This is a genomic window from Streptomyces sp. NPDC037288 (genome assembly GCF_055603265.1).
The window spans coordinates 1-2,232 of record NZ_JBVJVY010000187.1 but is presented as its reverse complement, the minus strand read 5'-3'; the positions used below and the strand labels follow the sequence as shown (position 1 = coordinate 2,232).

Sequence of the window (2,232 nt, the reverse complement as noted above, 5' to 3'; positions counted from 1 at the left end):
CCTCACGGAACGGCGCGTCGTACGACCGTCGCTTCCCACCCATGACCCTCAACTTCCCCTTCAGTCACACCTCCACGCTACGAGGGGAAGGTCAGGGTGGCGACGGCCTGCTCGACGAGGGCCCGGATCTTCGCGTGGGATCGGTTGACGGCCTTCTGGCCTGTGGAAAGGGTCTCCCAGCGGCCCCAGCACGGGCGGCTGCCCGGCGAGCGCGCCCGTCACGGCCTGGCGTGGTGGGTGGCGCAGGAGACCCGCCCCAAGAAGAAGACCCCGCGCCCGCTGGAGCAGCTGCTCGCATGGTGGCGGGCGTCCGCGCCCTGAGGTTCGGCAAGCAGGTGGTCGATGGGCTCCTTCGGCGCTGTCGAGCGGCGGGGGCGGCGATCCGGGCCCGGGTGGATCCGCACGTCGACGCCGTACTCGCCGCCGTCGCCGTCGCCGCGGTCGTCTCCACCGCCCGCGGCACCTTCGCCCGCCGCCACGTCCTGGCCGAAGCCCGCAGGCACCTGTTGGAGACTCTGTGCGGCCAGGAGTTCACGCGCGGCCTGGACTGCTACATCGCCAACCGTGCCCTGTCCCACCACTCTCGTCAGCTCACCGTTCCCCAGCCCTGCCGCCGGACCCCGGCCCCCGACCAGCTCACCTACACTGCCGACTTCGCCTGGCCCGCCCGCTGGGATCGTGGTGCCGACGGCGAGCCGCCACCCGCCACGAGCGGGCCAGGGTCGTCAGCCTCGCCGTGCGGAACGCGATCCGCGCCGCCCGCCCCACGCCCGCCGGGTGGGACGACGCCCCGGCCGCGACCGCGTCGGCCGACGCGCACGCCGACGAACACCATCGTGACCAGGCGTCAGATGCGCCGCACGCCGTCGACCACCCGGGCCGGCGGTGATGTAGCGGTATGCGGTGTTGGTTCCGATGCCGAAGGCGGCGGCGAGTTGAGCGTACGGGTGACCGTTGCGGAGATGGGCGAGCGCGAGCAGGGCCTGCCGGCCGGCGCTCAGGCGCCGCCAGCGGGTGCCGAGTTCCCGGCGGTGTCGGCGCAGCACCGTCGACGTGTCCAGCTCTGCCCTTCGCTTCCTGTCCGCCAGCACGAACGCCTTCGTCGATGCGGTGCGGACCGCCTCGGCGAGGGTAGGGGCGAGGGCGGCCAGGATCTCGACCGCTTCCTGGACGGAACTCTCCTGCCGATCGACCGGATCGCTGCCGACCGCCCGTTCTACTCCGGCAAACACAAGAGGCACGGAATGAACGTGCAGCTCCTCGCCGATCCATCCGGCCGACTGCTGTGGGCCTCACCGGCTCTGCCCGGCGCCGTCCACGACGTCCGGGCCGCCCGCGACCACGGCGTCATCGACGCCCTCGGCGAAGCCAGCATCACGTGCTGGGCGGACAAGGGCTATCGGGGCGCCGGGGGCACCGTCCGTGTCCCGTACTGGGGCCGCTGGGAGACCCTTTCCACAGGCCAGAAGGCCGTCAACCGATCCCACGCGAAGATCCGGGCCCTCGTGTCTTCTACATCTCGGCGTTGTTCAGCATCCGGCACTGCCCCGAGTCCCGCCGGTTTTACGATCGCAAGCGGGCCGAGGGCAAGCGCCACACCCAGGCCGTCCTCGCGCTCGCCCGCCGCCGCGCCAACGTCCTCTGGGCCCTCTTGCGTGACGGACGGTGCTATGAGCCGACCCCACCCACGGCTCTCGCGGCTTGACAGACCGCATTAGCAATCACTGCCCCAAAACCGAGAGATCGCAGGTAGATCGTCGGCTGCGGCCGGAAGACGAAATCGACACCCGTGACCATCACCCGGCGACCGAGAGCGCCGGCCTTGAACGCCTTCTTCGGGGACGGGCCCTTGGCGAGCAGGTCGGCCTCGATCCGGTCCGCGTACGGGTGCCGGCCCCGCTCGCCGAACAGGTTCCGCAGCTGCGCCTCGGTGACCTCCTCGCCCGGCGCCACGAGCACGGCCAGGCCCCGCCCCATCCATCGCCCAACCGGGACACTGGCTTGCTCCTGGGCCTCCCGCAGCGGCGTGCGGGCCGGGCGCCGACCGTCACCGACAACGGTCTCGCGCAGGTAGTACCGGTACATCTCACCGGCCCGGATGACCCTGATATCCACTGTCATGCAGACCACGCCACACGGCTCTAATGGGCCTTGTCGGGCCGTGGGGAAGACTACGGTCCGTAGCCGCCAGCAGGTGAGCACTCCAGGTCTCCGAATCATTGCGAGTTCTGA

Annotated in this window: 2 protein-coding genes and 4 pseudogenes; 3 read left to right on the top strand and 3 right to left on the bottom strand. The window is 71.1% G+C overall.

Features of this window, described 5'->3' with window-relative positions; genetic code table 11:
* Nucleotides 1-92 precede the first annotated feature (92 nt).
* A pseudogene (locus ACZ7GZ_RS43090) lies at nucleotides 93-194 on the bottom strand (IS5/IS1182 family transposase); the annotation flags it as partial.
* Between ACZ7GZ_RS43090 and ACZ7GZ_RS43085 the strand changes: the two are divergent.
* Nucleotides 163-321 carry a hypothetical protein gene (locus tag ACZ7GZ_RS43085; protein ID WP_471033298.1) on the top strand — a complete coding sequence of 53 codons (159 nt, stop codon included), beginning with the start codon at nucleotides 163-165 and terminating at the stop codon, nucleotides 319-321. The pseudogene ACZ7GZ_RS43090 and the gene ACZ7GZ_RS43085 sit on opposite strands and share 32 nt — an antisense overlap.
* A gap of 566 nt (nucleotides 322-887) precedes the next feature.
* On the opposite strand, the pseudogene ACZ7GZ_RS43080 reads toward ACZ7GZ_RS43085, so the two are convergent.
* A pseudogene (locus tag ACZ7GZ_RS43080) lies at nucleotides 888-1,061 on the bottom strand (transposase family protein); the annotation flags it as partial.
* A 105-nt stretch (nucleotides 1,062-1,166) separates the two neighbouring features.
* On the opposite strand from ACZ7GZ_RS43080, the pseudogene ACZ7GZ_RS43075 reads away from it, so the two are divergent.
* Together ACZ7GZ_RS43075 and ACZ7GZ_RS43070 are read left to right on the top strand one after the other, a co-directional pair.
* Nucleotides 1,167-1,508, top strand: a pseudogene (locus ACZ7GZ_RS43075) (transposase family protein); the annotation flags it as partial.
* Nucleotides 1,505-1,705, top strand: a pseudogene (locus ACZ7GZ_RS43070) (IS110 family transposase); the annotation flags it as partial. The pseudogenes ACZ7GZ_RS43075 and ACZ7GZ_RS43070, both read left to right, overlap by 4 nt.
* On the opposite strand, the gene ACZ7GZ_RS43065 reads toward ACZ7GZ_RS43070, so the two are convergent.
* A complete protein-coding gene (locus ACZ7GZ_RS43065; RefSeq protein WP_471033296.1) occupies nucleotides 1,669-2,121 on the bottom strand; it encodes a hypothetical protein in 453 nt (150 codons plus the stop codon). The pseudogene ACZ7GZ_RS43070 and the gene ACZ7GZ_RS43065 overlap by 37 nt on opposite strands.
* Nucleotides 2,122-2,232 lie beyond the last annotated feature (111 nt).